The following is a 17,437-nucleotide window of genomic DNA, read 5'->3' as shown; positions in this document are numbered from 1 at the left end:
AAGGGGTTGTTATGAGTACCGATGGAACTACTGTCGACAGACCGACAAAGAAAAAGCTCAGCTTTCCTTCCGCATATACAGTACTGTTTTGTGTTGCCGCGCTGGTGGCAATGCTGACTTGGTTTGTAGATGCCGGTGTCTACAACAAGCTGTCCTACGAAGGTGATAGTTTTATGATCACCTATGCAGATGGCCAGACAGAGACACTGCCCGCGACACAGGAAACACTAGACAGTGTCGGCATTAAGGCTGATCTGGAAAAATTCGTCAACGGTGACATTTATAAGCCAGTAGGTATACCTAACTCCTACACCACTGTCGATCCGAATCCGCAAGGGATCATGGATTTATTCCAGGCCCCGATTCAAGGCATGTATCAGTCTATTGATGTCGTGTTCTTTGTTCTTGTGATTGGTGGTTTTATCGGCATCGTCAACCACTCCGGTGCATTTGGCTCCGGTATCAACCGCCTGTCACAAGTCATGACAGGGCGTGAAAAATGGCTCATTGTAATAGTGACAGCCTTAATAGCCCTGGGCGGTACAAGCTTTGGTATGGCTGAAGAGACCATTGCCTTCTACCCTATTCTCGTTCCCATTTTTATTGCCGCTGGCTATGACGCTATTGTGGCCCTCGCCGCGATTTATCTTGGTTCTTCCATCGGTACAATGTGCTCGACGGTTAACCCGTTCAGTACCATCATTGCCTCTAACGCAGCCGGTATCAACTGGACCCTTGGCTTAGGGTCACGCATGGCATTGTTAATTGCCGGCACCGTTGTCTGCATGGTGTATATCATCCGCTACGCACAAAAGGTAAAAGCAGATCCAACCCAATCTCTGATCTATAACCAGAAAAAAGAAATTGAAGAACGTTTCCTGAAAAACATCGATACCAACGCATCGGCCACTAAGCTGGAAAAACGTCACTCAATTATTCTGACTCTGTTCGCCAGTACCTTCTTCATTATGGTATACGGTGTATCCAGCCTAGGCTGGTGGTTTGAAGAAATGACTACCTTGTTCTTCGTTTCTTCCATCATTATTGCCCTGGTTGACAGGATCCCGGAAAAAGAGTTTGTCCGCGAGTTTATTCAGGGTGCCAATGACTTGCTGGGTGTCGCACTCATTATTGCGATTGCCCGAGGTGTAACGGTATTGATGGATGGCGGCATGATCAGTGACTCCATTCTGCATGCCAGTGCCTCGATGGTTGAAGGCATGGATAAAGGTCTGTTCATTGTTGTCATGATGTTCCTGTTTGCTGGCGTGTCGTTCTTTGTACCTTCTTCATCAGGTTTGGCAGTGCTGTCGATGCCTATCATGGCACCATTGGCCGATGTGGTCGGTATTCCGCGTGACAACATTGTCAGCTCGTATCAATTTGGCATGGGGCTCATGGCCTTTATTACGCCTACCGGTTTGGTACTCGCTTCACTGGCTATGGTGAATGTGACCTTCGATAAATGGTTACGGTTTGTTATGCCGCTGCTTGGTATTCTCGTTGCGATGGCAGCCGCTACCTTGTTAATCAGCGTTTATATTTAATCCCGCCTCGACATCATCTATCACTCTCAATTCATACTTTTGGATTGAGAGTGAGCCATAATTATTCACTATGCTTTAACTACCGAGCGATTAATTTTATTGGATAACTATGTCAGAAAGCCAGTCTGTCCCATCGATACCGCAATTTACAATCACGGTATTGCTCTATGACCAATTCGATTTGCTGGAAGTTTCAGGTCCGCTGGAAATGTTTGGCACCCTACCCGATCATTTTGACATTCAGTTTGTCTCCCAACTAGGTCGTCCGGTAGCCAGTAGACAAGGTCCCAAACTAGTTGCAGACTTCAGTATTTATAACTCGCATAAAACAGACATCTTATTGGTTCCCGGTGGCGAGGGCGCAGAGCAGGCAATAACCAATACATTACTGATTGACTGGCTCCAACAGCAAAGCAGCAATGCCAGTTACATTTGCTCGGTCGGAACAGGGGCTGCTTTGCTGGCGCAGGCCGGCATACTAAAAGATAAAGCAGCCACAACAAACAAAAAGCGTTATCGTTGGGTTACCGGTATTGGCAGCGATATCAACTGGTACCCTGTGGCCCGTTGGGTCAAAGACGGCAGAGTGTTCACCTCATCCGGTGTCTCGGCTGGCATCGATCTGTCTCTGGCGGTAATCGCACAACTGCTTGATGAGGAAACTGCTCGTAAAACCGCAATAGAGGCTGAATATATCTGGATCAACGATCCCAGTGATGATCCTTTTGCTCCCCTTCATGTTGTTCATTAGCACCATGATATTGCGGTAAAGGCAGTTACTCCCACATGATGTAGCACTGCTCTTTTTCTGCCGCTTTCAGCATATCGATAAGAGGCAAGGCACGTGTATTCAGGCTAATCACAGGCTCAACATCTTGCTCATCACACGCGTCGACTTCCTGCTCCTGTAGTTCGCCGTGCTCCCGGGAATCAAGTTCTAACTGATGTATTCGGCCCGCCGCCTGCTCCAGATTGGAAAGTGCCACCGAAATATGCTCAGCGTCAATCGCACCGGGAATATTCTCGCACTGTCCCATCATTCTCAGCATTTGTTTTGCTACATCACCAAACATGACAACATTGCCGCTCACCTTGCAACTAAAAGTCACTAACATATTCGCTCCAATATTTAATCTATCGTTTTATTACCAAACACCCAACTAAGTGACGATTTCCCTTTGTTTATCACGTCGAGCAAAAATGAAACCTGCCAAAACGCCCGCCAATGCGCCAAAGAAATGGCTCTCATAGCTTACCCAGCTATGAGCCGGAATAAATCCCCACACCATTGAGCCGTATAAAAACATCACAATTACCGCAATTGCTATCGATTTAAGGCTACGGTACATAACGGCGTAGACCAGCAAATAAGCCCACAAACCATAAATAATACCGCTGAGTCCGACATGAAAATGCATCCGGCCAAAAATCCAAACCCCGACACCGCTCCCGACCCAGCTGATCATAAACACCGCGATCAAGCGCGCTAAACCAGAACGGGATACCAGGTAACCCAATACCGAGAAGGAAACCAAATTACTTATGAGATGAGCCCATGAGCCGTGCAGGAAGGGGTAAGCAACAATACCAGTGAAGTGGCTAAAATGCCTTGGCAATAGCCCGTAATCATTCAGCTGACCACGAAAGAACACATTGGCAATATGTATCGCAGTGGTGAACAAACAAATAAAGCCAATCAGTATTAGTGAGTCTTTATCACTTTGTCTCAATAGCTCGCCCTCAAAAGTTTCATACTATTAGTATAAGGCGTTTTTCTATCTGATTCAGTGAATTATACCCAAACTACCTCAAGATGCCTGGGTATTCCGGCTAAACGAATGGCTTCAATATCAAGTAGCTCCCCGCTGTGATGCGGCTTACCAAAACGATTGGCGGTGCTGGTAGTCTATGTTGTTCTTGGAGCGCTGACGCTTTCCGGCGATAAAGAAATTACGCCCAAGTAGCAGTCGTATTTGGCTAAACGTTTCTCTTGCCAACAAGTTACGCTCACTGCCCGTCCAGCAGCGGTTTGTTGTATGTTTGATGGCAGCCAGGGCATCCGGAGAGGCTTTCGAGATCTGACGACAAAAAGCCTTGGCTGCAGCCATCGGATTATCGCTGACATCGGTGACTAATGAGAGTTGTTGCGCTTGTTCACCAGAGACAATCTCACCGGTCATGGTAAGCCGCATCGCAACATCTTTAGGCACCACCTCTCTTAACGACAGTAACCCGGCCATATCCGGAACCAGCCCCCAGCGGACTTCCATAATAGAGAGCTCGCTGTCGGGAGTCACAAACCTGAAATCCGCCCCCATCACAATTTGCAGTCCACCGCCGTAGCAACGCCCTTCTATAACTGCGATAACCGGGACAGGGATCTGGCGCCAATTCCGAGATACCCTTTGTGCTAAATTGGCATTCCCAGGCAAAATTTTTGCCAATAATCGCAAAGCCTTACTTTTAGATGTCGCGACACTTTTTATATCCAGCCCGCTACTAAAGCTTCCTCCGTTTCCGGTCAGGATCACAGCGCGGATATCTTTTCTTTTTCTCAGCTGCTTACTGACCGCATCCAGTTCACGAAACATTTCCATATCCAACGCATTTAACTTTTCCGGCCGATTTAGCGCCACCGTCACAATGCCCTGCTCTTCTGTCACTTCCAATTTGTTCCAATTCATGAATAATACCCTTATCTGGTCCGTCCAGTTAAATTTAACACAAAGAAAACAAAAGACTAACTTTTAAGCAGGATAACTGATGCCATTGACAAAAATTATTTCTCCGAGCCGAGTTATACCAGAAACAACAGCATATTGGGCGATTGTTGCCCACCATTTAAAACAACAATATAAATCAATTGCATATTGATATTTTCTCGGTACACTCCTCCGAAAACAAGAACAAAATCAACCAGGTTTCAGTAGATATGAATGTTATTGAAAAGTTATGCGTGGTTACAGCCATTTACGGTCTGGCGGCATGCAAAACTGAAAACCAACTCGATCTTGCTTCATTGAATATCGATCCATACAATCAAGAAGTTGCTATTTCAGGTCTTATCGTAACAAAACAACACAGCCCATTATCGGTTCCTGAAGAGTACAGTCATATTCATACGCTTTCTTCTCATCTGCTCGAACACCATTGGTTGCAACACGATAACTTTCTTGGTGATCTCGCCGAGTTAAAGGCTATGTTCAAGAAAACAAGCCTGCCTGAAGCGGCTTCATTCATCATAGCTCTGGATAAATCCCAAAAACGTTATCTCAGTTATCTCAATAACGTTGACGCAATAGCAGTAGGAATGCAGCGGCAAATCGACAAAGATCTCAAGAACTATCGCCATTCAATATATGAACTGAGCAATAAGATTCACTTTTTAGAAACGTCTGAGATCACTTATCAAGAGAGAGTTAACTCACTTGAAGCAAAGGTAAAATCTCAATCTAGTCGATATAACCAACTCTCAGCGGCATTTCGTCAAGCATTACAGCGCACCATCAATAACCATGATTCCAGCATCAAGCTAATAGATGAACTCAGTTTCAGTTTTGACAACCGGCCACATGGCATTTGTCGTCAATATCATGGGATGTCAGATCTCCTGACAACAGTCACAACGAACTGTGTATACATTAACCGTGATCAGTTGCTAGCCCCCTTTCCTGACTCTTTGAAAGACAAGGCATCGAAAGTGATTGATAGCTATGCAGCTGATATATGGCATGCGATGACCGAACTGAATGGCTACTTTGATACGGCAAATAACACACAACATTTTCCCGATAACCTAAACTACCAACTTGCGCAGGCCCGACGAGCACTAAGAGAAAAAACTTATCTCAACGAACGTGAATCGGCACTGCTGCTTCACCGCTACCAACAAGAACTGGTCCATATCGAGCAACAACGGGACGAAATACTCAACTTAGCTTTTCTCGATGAAAACCTGCGCATTGACACACAATCCGAGGCATTTATTCGCAAGCTCAACTTATCTGTTTCTCCTCTTGAGCCCTTCGCAAACCTTTATCAGTCAGCGGATATCAAACAGCGATTTACCCATGCGTATGCCGAAAAAATCATCCACCAGTATCCATACGAGCTTTCCTTTACCGTCTCTTCATCTGGGTATTTCTCGATCCCAAATAAAAGTGACGCCACCGGTGTGATTTTCTATTTCAACGATATCAAACAATTTCTTAGCTACGACCTGACAAAACACAGCCAAAACCCTGAAATAATTAACAAAAACAGTACTGGATTGTCCCTCAGCACCCAATCACTGATCGATGTGGTAAGTGGTAAGCTAAAACAACGTTGGGCTATTTAACCTCCCGTTCGAAACCAAAGGCTTCGGCGGTTATCAACCATTCACTGGCTGTTGCTGAAGAAATCGGCTCCCTATTGTGAATAATGGTTGTGAGATCTCCGCCTGTACAGGTGGTGCCGTTTTGCTCGATCGTGGCACTAAACAAAGGCAGGTGATGATTCTGCGACACACACCACTCCCCTTTGAAAACACCATCTTTCAATTTACAGACCTGTGCCATTAACTCGATATATTCTTCCACAGATCCTTTTTCTTCATCAATACACCAAAAACGTTCATAACTGATGTAACCATCACGCGGATGATATACCTTACCTGGAATAACTGCTGTCACATCGAGTACACCACCACGGGTCGCTTTCACAAACTGTTCAGAGATTGTTGAAATATCATCAGATATATTGGGGATCGGCTTCGAATAAAGATCACTTATACACGATGCCGTAAATACACATGCAAAAACAAACAAGATCTTGGTTTTACTCATATTCAGCAATACCCCTAGCCGCCATCGCACCATGCCATCGTCTATCTTCACGCAAGCATGTTACTAAGCATATACCCAAAGGCACCGGAATACTGAATCCTGCACCATCAGATATGGCGGCTCAAATAGTCGAGAAACACCCGGATTTTTGGAGATACCAGCTCACGCTTTAGGTATATAGCATAAGTAGAACTCATTACGTCATAGGGGCTGAAGGTATGTTGTGGCATCACGTTAATTAGTTCACCGCTGTGCAATTCTTGTTGTACCGCCCACAGCGGCATCAACGCGAGACCGGCATGGCTGAGCAACAACTGCTTTTGTCCGTTCACCGTATTTACCGTTATGGCACTGCCGATATCGAGCCGCTTGATGGGCGCTTCCATCAAATACCACTCTCGCCACCCCGCATAACCATATCGAATACACTGATGATTACTGAGCGCCTGGGGTGAGTCTGGCGTTCCTCGGTTAGCCAAATATTCCGGGCTGGCACACAACAAGAAATTATTGGCTAGCAGCTTTTTGGCTATCATGGTTGAATCTGGCAAGCGGCCGCTACGTATTGCCACGTCTGTATTTTCTTCAACCAAATCAACGACCCGCTCAGTGAGTTCCAAATCTATGTCAATATCTGGATACATAGCTAGAAAGTCTGGTATCAGTGGCAAGATGACAGACTCGCCAAATCCAACCGTCATACTGACTCTTAGCCGCCCTTTCGGACTTTGCTGCAAATCGTTAACAGCTCGCTTCGCCTCATCAAGCTCGGCAACGATGCGCTGCGAATAATCATAGTAACGCTGGCCTGCCTCGGTGAGTCCCAGGTTACGGGTGGTACGATTTAACAGCCTCACACCAAGCTCTTGTTCTAACGTTGCTATCTGGCGAGATATCGATGAGGGCTGCACATCGAATACTCGGCTAGCCTCTGAAATACTACCTGTTTCTACTACGCAGTTAAAATATTGCAATCGGGTGATCATATCGAACCTTGATATTCAAACTTTCAGTACATTAAACCACCTTTGCACAAAAGACAAAAGTGTATTTACCATTGCCATATTGCTAGCTATAAGAGCAATAATTATGATGACGTCAACTTAAACACTAAGTTTCAAAAGGAACGTATTATGAAAGCAATGGTCATCAAATCCCTGGGTAACAGCGATATTTTTCAGCAGGTTGAACGAGAAAAGCCACAGGCCAAGACGGGACATATGGTTATTGCTGTAAAGGCAACGAGTGTTAATCCACTTGATACCATGTTGCGCTCTGCCGAGACCCCTTGGTCTGCAAACTTACCGGAAATCTTACATGGTGATGTCGCTGGCATTGTTGCGGAAGTGGGTGACGGCGTAACGAACTTCAAGGTCGGCGACGAAGTCTATGGCTGTGCCGGTGGCATTGCAGGAACAGACGGTGCCCTTGCCGAATACATGTTGGTCGACGCTGATTTAATGGCGCTAAAACCGTCCTCTCTGAGTATGCGTGAAGCGGCTGCACTTCCACTGGTATCTATTACTGCCTGGGAAGCCTTGGTCGATAAACTCAAAGTTGAGCCGGGGAAAAACGTGCTTATCCATGGTGCTACAGGCGGTGTCGGACATATTGCAATCCAGCTAGCCAAGCACCTTGGTGCAACGGTTACCGCCACAACATTACCGCGCAATCTTGAGACGGCAGCAACATTGGGGGCCGACAATCTGGTGAACGTGGCGGAGCAAGATGTACAAAGCTACGTCTCCCAATATACTGGCGGCAATGGATTTGATGCTGTTTTTGACACGATTGCAGGCGAGAACATTCAACGCAGCTTCGAGGCCGCCCAATATAACGGTTCCGTTGCAACCACGTTGCCAATCAATGATGTGCTGCAGGTAGCCCTTAAAAGCTTGAGCTTTCACAGTGTGCTCATGCTTATCCCGCTTGTACATGGGCTTAACCGCCGTTCACACGGTGAGATCCTGACACAGATGGCCGAGCTGGTTGATAACGGAGCAATCAAACCACTGATCGATGACTCACACCATTCTATCTGGGAGGTATCAGCAGCCCATCAACGTCTGGAGTCGGGTCAAGCTGTCGGAAAGGTGGTATTAACGGCATAAGCTGATATCCGAAAGGCCGCAATTACGATGCTACATGACGCTGTAATAACAAGAGGCGGCCTTATTGAACATGTTTATCGTCGCCTTAATTCCCGCGTCTCAGAGTTAACACATTTCTTCTGTTCCAGGCTCCCTACACTGAATTTAAGTGCAACAGCTGGGCCGATAAAATGGAAGACAAAGTACTCATCGCAGACACTAAAGATATTTTAGATGCGTTTGTTGATAACGGGTTGCATAAAGAATTTGCGATTTATTGCCAATTTCCCCACAGCAATAAAGTGCTCCACGATATCCGGATCCGAGAAGTTCGCTCAATTGAATTCAACGACGGTTTCAGGTTGCAAAGAAAATAACCAGACATAAGAAAAGACCTCTTATCTGGAATAAGAGGCCTTGGATAATTGAACTACAGAAATATTGCTAAATTAACGTCAGTCAGGCTTATGAACTGGTTTATAGCTCGAGTCCATGTCAGATGTAAACTGGCTCCTTGTTCTATTAGCATAAGCCACCAGCGAGAGCATAACCGGCACTTCTACAAGCACACCCACTACAGTCGCCAGGGCGGCACCAGAGTGAATACCAAACAAACTGATTGCCACGGCAACTGCCAGCTCAAAGAAGTTAGATGCTCCAATCATACTGCCAGGTGCAGCAACACAATGTGGTTGTTTCCACTTCTTCATCCAAAAGTAAGTCACCGCGAAAATAAGGTACGTCTGTATGAGTAATGGAATGGCAATCAATACAATATCAACCGGGTTATCTAGAATAGTCTGCGCCTGAAAGCCAAATAGCAGAATAACGGTACCCACCAAACCCATAATTGAAAACGGCTTCATTGTTGCAGAGAGCTTATCCAGCTTAGCCTTGTTGCGAACAAGCTGACGCGTTAGTGCACCGGCAACTAGCGGAATAACCACAAACAAACTTACCGACAGCAATAATGTATCCCAAGGAACAGTGACATCGGTAACTCCCAGCAAGAATGCAGCAATCGGTGCAAAAGCAACTACCATGATCAAATCATTAATCGCTACCTGGGCAACCGTATAGTTTGCATCACCTTTCGTTAGCTGGCTCCAGACAAACACCATCGCGGTACAAGGCGCTACCCCAAGCAAGATCATGCCAGCAATGTACTCTTCACCTAATGATGGCGAAATCCAGTCACCAAATACATAACGCATGAACAACATAGCAAGCAAAGCCATAGTGAAAGGCTTGATCAACCAGTTCACCGTAATAGTAATGATCAGCCCTTTTGGCCGACGGTGTATATCACGAACCGATTTAAAATCAACCTGCATCATCATCGGGTAGATCATCAACCAAATCAGCACCGCAATGACCAAATTGATCTGGGCATACTGTAATCCGCCCAAAAAAGAAAAAACGCCAGGGAACAGCGAACCACCAATCAAGCCCGCTAGCATGCCGAGCCCTACCCATATACTTAGAAAACGTTCAAAAATACCCATGCTTTCATCACTCGCATAGCCAATCGTCGATTGACGATACATTGTTGTTAAAAAAAGGCCATTCGTGATGGCCAACCTCTATAAATACGACAGCAACCCTCGAAATTCTTCTAGCTTTTCCTGGTTTACCGTAAAACAGGTTCTTGGTGGTTTCGGCTCTGCAATCACCAGACCGGCAGCCTTCAAAATCCGCAGATGTTCAGAAACAGTCGACTGTGCCAAACCCAGTTCACCGACAAGATCGCTGTTCAGGCAACCTTGCTGCCGGGTCAGGATCCTCAGAATACGAACTCGGGCCGGGTGCGACAGAGCCTTCGATAGACTCGCTAGCGCAAGTTCTTTTGCTTCATCGATTTCAATGCCGTCTAATGCCGTGACACAAGCCATTTACTATACCCTTCGTTCATCGTCGAATGACGATGATAGAATTAAGAAAAGTCACTGTCAATCTAAAAGTCACTCAGATACAAGGGCCAGGAAGCGTGATCGGCTTTGCTATAATTGGTGATGTAGCGTTATCAAAGGATACTAGCGATGTTGTCTTTCCTTCGTCCAGTCTTGATCAGCGTCGCCATAGTTGGTTGTAGCGCCGATGTCGCCACAGACTATGATACCCAAGTTAACTACTACCAATTCAAAACCTATCAGTTTGCCTCTTCTCCTGCTAGCACTGTGATCACCCTTGACTCCTCACGAGTCGAAAATGCCATCACTGCGCAGCTTGATAACAAAGGACTTACTGCTGAACCCAGTGCAGCCGATCTCACCGTGAAGCACTATATACAGCAGCAATCTGATTTCCGCTCTTACGGTACCACCCTCGGCTTTGGTTACAGACACCGGAACGTCGGAGTGGCCTATACCAGCCCATCGCAGTATCGCGAATACCGGTATGGCAAGTTAGTCGTCGAACTGATCGATAATGACAACAATAAAATTGTCTGGCGATCGATATCACAGCGCAAACTCACGGAAACAATGACATCAAAATCGAGAGATGAATTTATAGACGAGCAAGTTGTCGAGATGTTTAAAAACTATCCGCCTCAGTGATTATCGACACAAGGCCCCTAACACAAAAGGCCTGATTGTCTATCAGGCCTTTGTTGTTCTCAATTCAGTTATTAGTTACTTCTGACGGCGCTTGCTGACATCACTTGCCAGTTGGCGAAGCACTTTTTCCGTATCAGCCCAGCCAATGCATGCATCGGTAATACTCTGACCATAGGTAGCCACTTTACCGTCAACAATATCCTGACGTCCTTCAACCAAATGACTTTCAATCATAACGCCGAAAATAGCATCATTGCCATCAGCAATCTGACTGCCCACATCTTCAGAAACCACCAGCTGGCGCTGGAACTGCTTCAAACTGTTAGCGTGGCTAAAGTCGATCATCACTTTTTGGCGCAGACCCGCTTTATCTAGCTGATCGGTAATCGCGTTTACATGTTCAGCACTGTAGTTCGGCTCTTTACCGCCACGAAGAATGATATGGCAGTCTTCATTGCCCGCCGTTGATACGATAGCTGAATGACCATACTTGGTCACTGACAGGAAGTGATGAGGCGCACTTGACGAGCCAATCGCGTCGGTAGCAATTTTGATGTTACCGTCAGTACCGTTCTTGAAACCAACCGGACAAGACAGGCCTGAAGCCAGCTCACGGTGAACCTGAGATTCGGTAGTCCGTGCACCGATTGCTCCCCAGCTGATCAGATCACCCATATACTGTGGCGTGATCATATCCAGGAATTCACCGGCAGTCGGTACACCCATATCGGTCAAATCAAGCAGTAGTTTACGCCCGATACGAAGACCGTCGTTTAGCTGAAAACTTCCATCCATATACGGGTCATTAATCAGGCCCTTCCAGCCAACGGTAGTACGCGGCTTTTCAAAATACACACGCATGACCACTTCCAGCTCGCCTTTCAGTTCTTCACGAAGTGACTTGAGTTTCTTACCGTACTCAAGTGCCGCTTCGGTATCGTGAATCGAACAAGGGCCTACGATGACGAGTAAACGGTCATCTTCGTCATTCAAGATATTGTGGATCGACTGACGTGCCTGAAACACAGTTTCAGATGCATTTTCAGTTGCCGGAAAACGCTCCAATACTGCAACTGGTGGTAAAAGTTCTTTAATCTCGCGAATGCGTACGTCATCTGTTTTATGCATGCTTATTACTTCCCGTATTACTATCACCTGTCAACATGTAAACTAAAATGTACAGAGATCGTTGACAGTAAATCTCACATCCCATTGACTTTAACTTATCGCCTTAATAGCAGTAGTGCAAACGCTATTTGAAATTTAATTACACATTTTTCACTCTATCGAGATGAGATAGCACAATATTGCTACGAAATTTCACTCTGCCGAATTATTACCACCGCAGTCCTGCTCAAAATTCAAGCAAAGGGTATTTCAATGAAACAGCTTATTTTGTCTTTTGAGTGCTATCACTTTGAAAATAATTTGTAAAAGCAATAGCATATGAACAACAACTTATGATTTTCGAGGTCACTACGGTGCCTGATAATACAGTCGTTTCATTTCGAAACGTCGATAAATGGTATGGCGAATTCCATGCCCTCAAGAATATAAACCTGACCATTGAACGTGGTGAGCGCCTGGTGATTTGCGGCCCTTCGGGGTCGGGAAAATCAACCCTGATCCGCTGCATCAACGGACTAGAACAATACAACACGGGTGAGCTACTTGTCGCGGGTCACCCCCTTGATAAAAAGCACTTAAAAACCATCCGCGGTCAGGTTGGCATGGTGTTCCAGCACTTTAACCTCTTCCCGCACATGACTGTGCTGGACAACCTGGCCCTCGCTCCACGACGCACTCTGAAGATGTCCAGAACCGACGCTGAAAAGCTCGCTCGTGAGTATCTGGATCGGGTACATATTGGACACCAGGCCAATAAGTATCCGGCTCAGCTTTCTGGTGGTCAGCAACAACGTGTGGCTATCGCCCGCTCACTATGTATGAAGCCTGATATTTTGCTTTTTGACGAACCGACTTCGGCGCTGGATCCGGAAATGATCAGAGAAGTGCTCGATGTGATGAAAGAGCTAGCCACGGAGGGAATCACCATGGTGTGCGTCACCCATGAGATGGGTTTTGCAAGACAAGTAGCAGACCGCGTTGTCTTTATGGACGAGGGTGAGATTGTTGAAGTCGCCCCGCCAGCCCAGTTATTCGATACACCTTGCCAGGCTCGCACCCAGCAATTCCTTGAACAGATACTGAGTTACTAAGCCTTGAAGTTAGATCAAAACTCCCCAACAGCACCCTCTGTTAATGGGTATAAAATCCTAAAACCAGTATTATCCGGTTTTTTGCAGGTGGCTATGGTTGGCTTCGGCCTGTATTGGCTGCTGAACAGCGGAGCCGAGGCAATGAACTACCGCTGGCAATGGTACCGCATTCCCCAATACCTGTGGTTTTTTGAAGATGGCGAATGGTTTCCTGCCGAGTTACTGGAAGGCTTGTTGGTCACGCTGAAAATATCGGCAGTCAGCCTCGTGTGCACATTGGCGATCGGGCTAACAACAGCTCTGCTCCGAATGTCCGACTCCATCATCGGCAGAGGCCTGGCTCGCGGCTATATCGAGCTTATCCGAAATACTCCGCTTCTAGTGCAAATTTACCTGCTGTATTTTGTGTTCGGACCGGTACTCGGACTAGAGCGTTTTACCACCGCCGTTCTGGCACTGTCTTTATTTCAGGGAGCCTATACCGCTGAGATATTCCGCGCAGGCCTGAACAGCATCGCAAGAGGCCAATTCGAGGCCAGCCAGAGCCTGGGACTGTCACACAGCGATAGCTATCGCTTTGTCATCCTGCCTCAGGTGATCAAAAAAGTCCTGCCGCCGCTGACTAACGAGGCGGTGTCTCTGGTCAAGAACTCATCCATTGTCAGTGTGATGGCGATTTTTGACCTCACGACAGAAGGGAGGAATATCGTCGCAGATACCGCCATGCCGTTTGAAGTATGGTTCTCTGTCGCGGGCATTTATCTATGCGTCACCCTGGTGCTATCCGGCTTTGCCGCCTGGCTTGAACACAAGCTCAATGTCCCTGAGCACTAATTTAGCTATCTACTACTACAACAAATGGAGAAAGGAAGCATGAAACGTCTGATAACAGCATGCCTTGCTGTATTTTTACTACTAGCAGGGCCGTCTGCGCTCGCTGCTGATAAAAGTACACTGGTTGAAATCAAAGAACGCGGTACGTTGCGTGTTGGATTGTCCACCTTCGTACCATGGGCAATGCGCGATAGACAAGGTGAGCTAGTCGGGTTTGAAGTGGATGTCGCCCGCAGATTAGCCGAAGATGCAGGCCTGAAAATTGAGTTCATTCCGACTGCCTGGGACGGCATTATCCCGGCACTACTTGCGGGTAAGTTCGATGTCATTATCGGTGGCATGTCGATCACCCCAGCCCGTAACATGAGTGTACTGTTCACATCGCCATACGCCCACTCGGGAGTCCAATTAGCTGCGCACAAAGAGAAAGCGGCAGGCAAAATCGCTATCGCGGACTACAACAAACGCAGTGTAACCCTTGCCGTTCGTCGCGGTGCTTTCACTGTGCAGACAGCCAAGAAATACTTTCCGAAGGCTAAGCTACGCCAATTTGACGATGATGCCCAGGCGTTTCAAGAAGTGCTGAACGGTAATGCACACGCCGTTCTCGCCTCGTCACCAAAACCTGAGCAGATGTCGATTCAATACAATGACAAGCTCTATATTCCTCTTTCTGAGCGCCTGAGCAGAGGTTCTGAAGCCTTTGCGATTCGCCATGGTGAGTTTGATCTGCTGAATTTCTTCAACAACTGGATCTTACTCCGTACCGAAGATGGCTGGCTAAAAGAGCGTCATGACTACTGGTTCACCACGCTTGACTGGCAAAACCAAATTGCAGAAGGGCAATAACGCTTGTCACAGAGTAAAGCAAACAAACTGTCGGGAGGCTCTCTCCCGACTCTGACCCGGTTGAACACACTGGATCTACTGTTAATCGTGATCGTCGGTAGTTTCATCGGCTGGTTATGGTACCGGTCATCGGCTGGCATTCACTATCAGTGGAACTGGGACAAAGCCTTTGAGCTCATTTTCTCCAACGGGAAAAATGGCGATCTACCCTATTTCATCCAAGGATTTATCGCCACCATTAGGCTGAGCCTATGGGGAATGCTGTTTGCCGGTATTCTTGGCTTGATTCTGGGGTTGGCCCGTCGCTCTCCGTTGATGATTCTGAGGCTGCCGGCTCAGGCTTATATCCAGCTGATACGCAACATTCCCCCGTTGGTGTTTGTATTTATCTTCTACTTTTTCATTTCCAGCCAGCTAGTCCCTGCGCTTGGCCTTGAAGCGGTACTAAGGCACCAAAGCAATGAGATTAATGCTCTGCAGCAATTTCTGTTTGGCCCTGCCAAACTTTGGGAAAACCTGTTCTCAGGTATACTTTGTGTCGGGCTGATCGCTGCTGCCTATATTGCCGAAATAGTTCGATCTGGTATTGATGCAATTGCCAAAGGACAATGGGAAGCCGCGGACTCCCTAGGGCTTTCCCGCTGGCACCGTTTTCGTGATGTAATTTTTCCGCAAGCGCTGTCTGGTATCGTTCCACCTCTGGCCGGACAGTTTATCTCTCTGGTGAAAGACTCATCCATTATCTCTCTGATATCAATTCAGGAACTGACCTTCGTCGGTAGTGAAATTGCCAACTCGTCAGGCTTAATTTTCGAGATTTGGCTTTTGGTCGGTGCGGGTTACTTATTTCTTTGCCTCGGCTTGTCCTTGCTATTTAGCAAACTCGAAGTACACACACTGAAACACAAACAACGCTAATCAGCTCCTACAACCTTACTAATGAAAAAGCCCTTGAAGACAGTCGTCTCAAGGGCTTTATAAATATCACTCAGAAATGAATCGACATCTTGGAAATGCGGAATTACTCCGGTGTGGCAAACTTGCCTGCCCACTCAGGCCAAAGCTTGGCAAGATCCATATACTGTTCAATCGTATCTGCAACGCGGTCGATCCCTTGCTCCCGCATCTGATCAAAATCAGGCGTTTGGGTTGCCTCTAGGCCAGCCCAGCGCAGAATGGCGTCACAGGCTTCTTTCTGCTCGAAGATACCGTGCAAGTAGGTACCAAATACCTGATTGTCGATACCCAATTGGCCATCGGGACCATCCACTAACTGCACCGGAGCATCGGCACTGACTCCTTGTGTCACACCAGCATGGATCTCATAACCACGAACCGCAACAGGTTCCTGTCCCGGCAGTTGTAACTGACCCCTTGTTTGCTTGAGCTGCTTTTCCGGTGCTAGCACAGTGGCAGTTTGCAAATACCCTAGTGCCTGACTTTCACCCGCTGCGCCTTCGATACCATGAGGATCGGCAATGTGTTCACCGAGCATCTGGTAGCCACCACAAATGCCCATTAGCTTTCCGCCAAGGCGCACATGACGGGCTATTTGTTTATCCCAACCCTGTTCGCGCAAGAAAGCCAAGTCACTCCGGACACTCTTCGTACCCGGTAGAATAATAAGATCCGCCGGAGGCATAGGCTCGCCCTTGCCGACAAACTGCAAGTTGACCTGGGGATGCATGCGAAGCGGATCAAAGTCCGTATGATTGCTAACACGGGTGAGAACAGGAACAACGACATTGAGCTGCTGCTCGGCGGCCTCAACCTGCTGCACGTTAATCGCATCCTCAGCTTCCAGCATCAAACCGTGCAAATATGGCAGCACTCCCAAAACAGGTTTCCCCGTTTTTTCTTCCAGCCAATCAAGGCCAGATTCCAGAAGCTTGATATCACCTCGAAAGCGGTTGATAACAAAACCTTTAACGCGGGCCTGTTCCGATTCAGACAACAAAGCAAGTGTACCGTACAGATGAGCAAAAACCCCGCCACGGTCAATATCAGCAATGATGATAACCGGGATATCCGCCTTTTCGGCAAAACCCATATTGGCCACATCATTTTCACGCAGGTTTATCTCAGCAGGACTTCCGGCCCCTTCGACAATCACAGTTTGGAACTCAGACTGCAACAGGCCAAACGACTCCATCACCGGTCCCATCACCACTTTTTTATAGCCGTGATAGCCAACCGCATCCATATCGGCCAGCGCCTTGCCCTGCACAATGACCTGGGCACCAATATCCGTATTGGGCTTTAACAAGACCGGATTCATATGGACCGTCGGCTCAATACAGCAAGCCTGAGCCTGAACCGCCTGCGCCCGGCCTATTTCACCACCGTCTTTGGTAACGGCGCTGTTGAGCGCCATATTCTGCGATTTAAAAGGAGCGACCTTGATACTTTTTCTCGCCAAAACCCGGCACAGGCCAGCAGCCAGCACACTTTTACCGGCATCCGATGTCGTTCCCTGCACCATAAGTGCCTGAGTTGTTAATTGCATTTTCTTCT

At 47.2% G+C, this 17,437-nt stretch carries 19 protein-coding genes; 10 read left to right on the top strand and 9 right to left on the bottom strand.

From position 1 onward, the window contains the following. Positions 1 to 11: 11 nt before the first annotated feature. Together EIZ48_RS05485 and EIZ48_RS05480 are read left to right on the top strand one after the other, a co-directional pair. Positions 12 to 1,547: a YfcC family protein gene (locus EIZ48_RS05485; RefSeq protein WP_160649100.1), complete on the top strand. Its 1,536-nt coding sequence runs from the start codon at positions 12 to 14 to the stop codon at positions 1,545 to 1,547. A gap of 109 nt (positions 1,548 to 1,656) precedes the next feature. Further along, positions 1,657 to 2,298, top strand: a complete 642-nt coding sequence (locus tag EIZ48_RS05480; protein ID WP_160649098.1) for a DJ-1/PfpI family protein — start codon at positions 1,657 to 1,659, stop codon at positions 2,296 to 2,298. Between the two features lie 25 nt (positions 2,299 to 2,323). Here EIZ48_RS05480 and EIZ48_RS05475 read toward each other — a convergent pair whose 3' ends face one another. The 3 genes from EIZ48_RS05475 to EIZ48_RS05465 form a co-directional block, all read right to left on the bottom strand. After that, entirely contained in the window at positions 2,324 to 2,662 is a 339-nt protein-coding gene (locus EIZ48_RS05475; RefSeq protein WP_160649097.1) for a DUF1840 domain-containing protein, read from the bottom strand. Between the two features lie 45 nt (positions 2,663 to 2,707). After that, positions 2,708 to 3,277: a rhomboid family intramembrane serine protease gene (locus tag EIZ48_RS05470; protein ID WP_160649095.1), complete on the bottom strand. Its 570-nt coding sequence runs from the start codon at positions 3,275 to 3,277 to the stop codon at positions 2,708 to 2,710. Positions 3,278 to 3,424: 147 nt separating this feature from the next. Next, positions 3,425 to 4,231, bottom strand: coding sequence for a crotonase/enoyl-CoA hydratase family protein (locus tag EIZ48_RS05465; protein ID WP_160649093.1), 807 nt, complete (start codon positions 4,229 to 4,231; stop codon positions 3,425 to 3,427). A gap of 248 nt (positions 4,232 to 4,479) precedes the next feature. Between EIZ48_RS05465 and EIZ48_RS05460 the strand changes: the two genes are divergently transcribed. Then, positions 4,480 to 5,886, top strand: coding sequence for a hypothetical protein (locus EIZ48_RS05460; RefSeq protein ID WP_160649092.1), 1,407 nt, complete (start codon positions 4,480 to 4,482; stop codon positions 5,884 to 5,886). Here EIZ48_RS05460 and EIZ48_RS05455 read toward each other — a convergent pair. Further along, positions 5,879 to 6,373, bottom strand: coding sequence for a hypothetical protein (locus EIZ48_RS05455; RefSeq protein WP_160649091.1), 495 nt, complete (start codon positions 6,371 to 6,373; stop codon positions 5,879 to 5,881). The two genes, EIZ48_RS05460 and EIZ48_RS05455, sit on opposite strands and share 8 nt — an antisense overlap. Positions 6,374 to 6,480: 107 nt before the next feature. Beyond that, on the bottom strand, positions 6,481 to 7,359 hold the full coding sequence (locus tag EIZ48_RS05450) for a LysR family transcriptional regulator (RefSeq protein ID WP_160649090.1): 879 nt from the start codon (positions 7,357 to 7,359) through the stop codon (positions 6,481 to 6,483). 147 nt (positions 7,360 to 7,506) lie between these two features. Between EIZ48_RS05450 and EIZ48_RS05445 the strand changes: the two genes are divergently transcribed. Beyond that, on the top strand, positions 7,507 to 8,484 hold the full coding sequence (locus tag EIZ48_RS05445) for a zinc-dependent alcohol dehydrogenase family protein (RefSeq protein WP_160649089.1): 978 nt from the start codon (positions 7,507 to 7,509) through the stop codon (positions 8,482 to 8,484). A 170-nt stretch (positions 8,485 to 8,654) separates the two neighbouring features. Next, a complete protein-coding gene (locus EIZ48_RS05440; RefSeq protein WP_075767407.1) occupies positions 8,655 to 8,840 on the top strand; it encodes a hypothetical protein in 186 nt (61 codons plus the stop codon). A 78-nt stretch (positions 8,841 to 8,918) separates the two neighbouring features. On the opposite strand, the gene arsB is transcribed toward EIZ48_RS05440, so the two are convergent. Then, positions 8,919 to 9,968: an ACR3 family arsenite efflux transporter gene (gene arsB / locus EIZ48_RS05435; protein ID WP_160649088.1), complete on the bottom strand. Its 1,050-nt coding sequence runs from the start codon at positions 9,966 to 9,968 to the stop codon at positions 8,919 to 8,921. A gap of 78 nt (positions 9,969 to 10,046) precedes the next feature. Beyond that, complete coding sequence (locus EIZ48_RS05430) at positions 10,047 to 10,355, bottom strand: ArsR/SmtB family transcription factor (protein ID WP_160649087.1); 309 nt, start codon at positions 10,353 to 10,355, stop codon at positions 10,047 to 10,049. Positions 10,356 to 10,502: 147 nt separating this feature from the next. On the opposite strand from EIZ48_RS05430, the gene EIZ48_RS05425 reads away from it, so the two are divergent. Further along, positions 10,503 to 11,021 (top strand): DUF4136 domain-containing protein, encoded by a 519-nt coding sequence (locus EIZ48_RS05425; protein WP_160649086.1) that lies wholly within the window; start codon positions 10,503 to 10,505, stop codon positions 11,019 to 11,021. A gap of 75 nt (positions 11,022 to 11,096) precedes the next feature. Here EIZ48_RS05425 and aroG read toward each other — a convergent pair whose 3' ends face one another. Beyond that, positions 11,097 to 12,149 (bottom strand): 3-deoxy-7-phosphoheptulonate synthase AroG, encoded by a 1,053-nt coding sequence (gene aroG, locus EIZ48_RS05420; RefSeq protein ID WP_160649085.1) that lies wholly within the window; start codon positions 12,147 to 12,149, stop codon positions 11,097 to 11,099. 332 nt (positions 12,150 to 12,481) lie between these two features. Here aroG and EIZ48_RS05415 point away from each other — a divergent pair, with 332 nt between their 5' ends. The 4 genes from EIZ48_RS05415 to EIZ48_RS05400 all read left to right on the top strand — a co-directional run bounded on the left by EIZ48_RS05415 (position 12,482) and on the right by EIZ48_RS05400 (position 15,841). Continuing rightward, a complete protein-coding gene (locus EIZ48_RS05415) occupies positions 12,482 to 13,240 on the top strand; it encodes an amino acid ABC transporter ATP-binding protein (RefSeq protein ID WP_160649084.1) in 759 nt (252 codons plus the stop codon). Between the two features lie 93 nt (positions 13,241 to 13,333). Continuing rightward, complete coding sequence (locus tag EIZ48_RS05410) at positions 13,334 to 14,074, top strand: amino acid ABC transporter permease (RefSeq protein WP_160649083.1); 741 nt, start codon at positions 13,334 to 13,336, stop codon at positions 14,072 to 14,074. Between the two features lie 39 nt (positions 14,075 to 14,113). Beyond that, positions 14,114 to 14,923: a transporter substrate-binding domain-containing protein gene (locus tag EIZ48_RS05405; protein ID WP_160649081.1), complete on the top strand. Its 810-nt coding sequence runs from the start codon at positions 14,114 to 14,116 to the stop codon at positions 14,921 to 14,923. A 3-nt stretch (positions 14,924 to 14,926) separates the two neighbouring features. After that, entirely contained in the window at positions 14,927 to 15,841 is a 915-nt protein-coding gene (locus tag EIZ48_RS05400) for an amino acid ABC transporter permease (RefSeq protein ID WP_160649079.1), read from the top strand. A 103-nt stretch (positions 15,842 to 15,944) separates the two neighbouring features. On the opposite strand, the gene EIZ48_RS05395 is transcribed toward EIZ48_RS05400, so the two are convergent. After that, positions 15,945 to 17,429: a cobyric acid synthase gene (locus EIZ48_RS05395; RefSeq protein WP_160649077.1), complete on the bottom strand. Its 1,485-nt coding sequence runs from the start codon at positions 17,427 to 17,429 to the stop codon at positions 15,945 to 15,947. Between the last annotated feature and the right edge of the window lie 8 nt (positions 17,430 to 17,437).

Origin of the sequence: Photobacterium alginatilyticum (assembly GCF_009910675.1) — a bacterium.
GTDB lineage: Bacteria > Pseudomonadota > Gammaproteobacteria > Enterobacterales > Vibrionaceae > Photobacterium > Photobacterium alginatilyticum.
The sequence above is the reverse complement of the archived record's forward strand: the minus strand, read 5'-3'. Positions and strand labels throughout refer to the sequence as shown.

What these genes read in the sequence shown, in the direction of transcription:
- EIZ48_RS05415 (WP_160649084.1), top strand. Translation starts at nt 12,482, where the DNA reads ATGATTTTCGAGGTCACTACGGTGCCTGATAATACAGTCGTTTCATTT.
- EIZ48_RS05450 (WP_160649090.1), bottom strand. Translation starts at nt 7,359, where the DNA reads ATGATCACCCGATTGCAATATTTTAACTGCGTAGTAGAAACAGGTAGT.
- EIZ48_RS05480 (WP_160649098.1), top strand. Translation starts at nt 1,657, where the DNA reads ATGTCAGAAAGCCAGTCTGTCCCATCGATACCGCAATTTACAATCACG.
- EIZ48_RS05430 (WP_160649087.1), bottom strand. Translation starts at nt 10,355, where the DNA reads ATGGCTTGTGTCACGGCATTAGACGGCATTGAAATCGATGAAGCAAAA.
- EIZ48_RS05440 (WP_075767407.1), top strand. Translation starts at nt 8,655, where the DNA reads ATGGAAGACAAAGTACTCATCGCAGACACTAAAGATATTTTAGATGCG.
- EIZ48_RS05395 (WP_160649077.1), bottom strand. Translation starts at nt 17,429, where the DNA reads ATGCAATTAACAACTCAGGCACTTATGGTGCAGGGAACGACATCGGAT.
- EIZ48_RS05465 (WP_160649093.1), bottom strand. Translation starts at nt 4,231, where the DNA reads ATGAATTGGAACAAATTGGAAGTGACAGAAGAGCAGGGCATTGTGACG.
- EIZ48_RS05475 (WP_160649097.1), bottom strand. Translation starts at nt 2,662, where the DNA reads ATGTTAGTGACTTTTAGTTGCAAGGTGAGCGGCAATGTTGTCATGTTT.
- EIZ48_RS05455 (WP_160649091.1), bottom strand. Translation starts at nt 6,373, where the DNA reads ATGAGTAAAACCAAGATCTTGTTTGTTTTTGCATGTGTATTTACGGCA.
- EIZ48_RS05410 (WP_160649083.1), top strand. Translation starts at nt 13,334, where the DNA reads ATGGTTGGCTTCGGCCTGTATTGGCTGCTGAACAGCGGAGCCGAGGCA.
- arsB (WP_160649088.1), bottom strand. Translation starts at nt 9,968, where the DNA reads ATGGGTATTTTTGAACGTTTTCTAAGTATATGGGTAGGGCTCGGCATG.
- EIZ48_RS05445 (WP_160649089.1), top strand. Translation starts at nt 7,507, where the DNA reads ATGAAAGCAATGGTCATCAAATCCCTGGGTAACAGCGATATTTTTCAG.
- EIZ48_RS05405 (WP_160649081.1), top strand. Translation starts at nt 14,114, where the DNA reads ATGAAACGTCTGATAACAGCATGCCTTGCTGTATTTTTACTACTAGCA.
- EIZ48_RS05460 (WP_160649092.1), top strand. Translation starts at nt 4,480, where the DNA reads ATGAATGTTATTGAAAAGTTATGCGTGGTTACAGCCATTTACGGTCTG.
- EIZ48_RS05485 (WP_160649100.1), top strand. Translation starts at nt 12, where the DNA reads ATGAGTACCGATGGAACTACTGTCGACAGACCGACAAAGAAAAAGCTC.
- EIZ48_RS05425 (WP_160649086.1), top strand. Translation starts at nt 10,503, where the DNA reads ATGTTGTCTTTCCTTCGTCCAGTCTTGATCAGCGTCGCCATAGTTGGT.
- aroG (WP_160649085.1), bottom strand. Translation starts at nt 12,149, where the DNA reads ATGCATAAAACAGATGACGTACGCATTCGCGAGATTAAAGAACTTTTA.